The organism is Methylophaga sp. UBA2689, from assembly GCA_002354555.1.
Classification (GTDB): domain Bacteria; phylum Pseudomonadota; class Gammaproteobacteria; order Nitrosococcales; family Methylophagaceae; genus Methylophaga.
On the sequence record DELT01000104.1, the window covers coordinates 23,829 to 26,707 of the forward strand.

At 44.4% G+C, this 2,879-nt stretch carries 2 protein-coding genes; both read left to right on the forward strand.

The window, feature by feature from the left end:
- The first annotated feature begins 93 nt into the window (after nt 1–93).
- Nucleotides 94–996 carry a sulfate adenylyltransferase subunit CysD gene (cysD, locus tag B3M51_RS13555; protein WP_292481579.1) on the forward strand — a complete coding sequence of 301 codons (903 nt, stop codon included), beginning with the start codon at nt 94–96 and terminating at the stop codon, nt 994–996.
- A gap of 117 nt (nt 997–1,113) precedes the next feature.
- Nucleotides 1,114–2,544 carry a sulfate adenylyltransferase subunit CysN gene (gene cysN / locus B3M51_RS13560; protein WP_292759923.1) on the forward strand — a complete coding sequence of 477 codons (1,431 nt, stop codon included), beginning with the start codon at nt 1,114–1,116 and terminating at the stop codon, nt 2,542–2,544.
- The last annotated feature ends 335 nt before the right edge of the window (nt 2,545–2,879 follow it).

Sequence of the window (2,879 nt, forward strand, 5' to 3'; positions counted from 1 at the left end):
GGCGAAGATATCCGGGCTGGTCGTTGGTGGTGGGAAAATCCTGAAACCAAGGAATGTGGCTTACACGTAAAGGCTAAGTAACAGAGAAAAATTATGACTGAAAAACAACTGACACACTTAAAACAACTCGAAGCCGAAAGTATTCATATTATGCGTGAAGTGGCCGCTGAGTTTGAAAATCCGGTCATGCTATATTCGATTGGTAAGGATTCTGCGGTCATGCTGCATCTGGCCATGAAAGCATTTTATCCGGGCAAGCCGCCCTTTCCGTTGATGCATATTGATACCACCTGGAAGTTTCAGGAAATGGTCAGATTCCGTGATCAGCGAGCAAAAGATCTGGGATTGGACCTTATAGTGCATACCAACCAGGAAGGTAAAGAAGCGGGTATCAACCCATTCGACCATCCTCGCTATACAGATATCATGAAAACGGATGCACTGAAACAGGCATTGAGTAAACACGGCTTTGATGCCGCTTTTGGTGGTGCGCGTCGTGATGAAGAGAAGTCTCGTGCCAAAGAGCGGGTATATTCGTTTCGCGATAAAAATCATCGTTGGGATCCTAAAGCACAGCGTCCTGAACTCTGGAATATCTATAACAGCAGAGTCAACAAAGGTGAGAGCATTCGTGTTTTCCCTCTGTCGAACTGGACAGAGCTGGATATCTGGCAATACATCTATCTCGAACAGATTCCGATCGTACCGCTGTATTACGCCGCCGAGCGTCCGGTGGTCAATTACAATGGCCTGACCATTATGGTCGACGACGATCGTATGCGTATCCCGGAAGGTGAAAAAATTCGGATGGAAAAAGTCCGTTTCCGCACACTGGGCTGTTATCCACTGACCGGTGCGGTGAAATCCGATGCCGACACCTTGCCTGAAATCATCCAGGAAATGCTGCTAACGACCACCTCTGAGCGGCAGGGGCGTGCGATTGATCACGATGAAGCCGGCTCGATGGAGAAAAAGAAACAGGAAGGTTATTTCTGATTTTGTTGGTGAAAGGATTAGTGAATTCCTTTCTAACCAATAAAAAGAATTGAATACGACGATGCTCAAATTGATTGGCATCTTGACCCGTAAAGATAATTAAACCAGGCACTCAACATGACATATGAAACTGATGCGCTGATTGCGACCGATATCGAAGCCTATCTCAAACAACACGAAAACAAGGAACTGCTGCGTTTTCTGACCTGCGGTAATGTGGATGACGGTAAAAGTACGCTGATAGGGCGATTGTTACACGATTCCAAAATGATTTATGAAGACCAGCTGGAAGCAGTGACGCGCGATAGTGTGAAATCCGGAACAACTGGGAATCAGGTTGATCTGGCTCTGCTGGTTGATGGTTTGCAGGCGGAACGTGAGCAGGGCATTACCATTGACGTAGCGTATCGTTATTTCTCTACGACCAAACGTAAATTTATCATTGCCGATACACCAGGACATGAACAATATACCCGTAATATGGCCACCGGTGCGTCAACCTGCCAGTTGGCGGTTATTCTGATAGATGCCCGTTATGGTATGCAGACACAAACCCGCCGCCATAGCTTCATTGCTTCCTTACTGGGCATTAAGCACATTATTGTTGCCATTAATAAAATGGATTTGATGGATTTCGGCGAACAGGTGTTTAACGATATTCGCAAAGCCTATAGCGAATTTGCCCGTGAACTGGAAATTGAAGATATTCATTTTGTCCCGATGTCTGCCTTGAATGGCGATAATGTGGTGAACAGAAGTGAAAACATGCCGTGGTATCAGGGCAGCACGATGATGGAGCTGCTGGAAAATATCGAAATTGGAAAAGATGCCAATACCGAAGACGCACGTTTTCCAGTGCAATATGTCAATCGGCCGAATCTGAATTTCCGTGGCTACTGTGGCACTTTATCAGCAGGAATCCTAAAGCCGGGAGATGAAATCACAGTATTGCCATCGGGCAGAGAAAGCAAAGTGAAAGCGTTGGTCACTTACGATGGTGAACTGGAGCATGCGGTACCTGGTGAATCAATTACCGTTACCTTGCAGGATGAAGTGGATGTCAGTCGTGGCGATATGATCGTGCATCGTGATCATCAACCACATGTATCCAGTCGTTTTAAAGCCATGGTCGTATGGATGACAGAACAACCGCTGGTGGCAAATAAACAATTTAACATCAAGGTCGGCGTTTCCGACAGTACAGGCGTCATGACACAAATTGATCATCAGATCGATGTAAATACGCTGGCGCATAATGTTGTGACCGAACTGAAACTCAATGAAATCGGTTTATGTGAATTTTCATTAAATAAACCTGTTGTGTTTGATGCGTATAAACGCAATCGCACCACCGGGGCATTTATCGTTATTGACCGTCTGACCAATGTCACGATTGGTGCTGGCATGATTACTGAAGCCATTAGCGGCATTACCAATGAGACTACTGCTACAACTGATATCACTGCATTCGAGGTTGAATTGAATGCTTTAATCCGTAAACATTTCCCGCATTGGGATGCCAAAGATATCAGTGATTTGCTGAAGTAAAATTCAAAATAAATCAGGCCGTGCCTGCGGCCTGTTTTATGATCCATTGCTCTGGAACAATCTCTTATAATCCCTGTTTTGAAGCATTGATCTCCGGTTAAATTTTTCCGTTAAATGAATGCAGTTTGCTTTATGTTATTGAAGCCTTCCTTCATTTTTGCCATCGTGATAAAAATTGTTAAAGTTACTTTGTAAAATTTTTGCAAATAATGTGAACCGGTTTGAGTTGCGAGCAGTGATTTAGGTTACATTCTGCGGAACCGGGATTGGTGAATAATGAAAGAACAAGCAGATTTTCGAAAGATAGGTTGTGGTGAGTGTTTAAACAGTGGTTT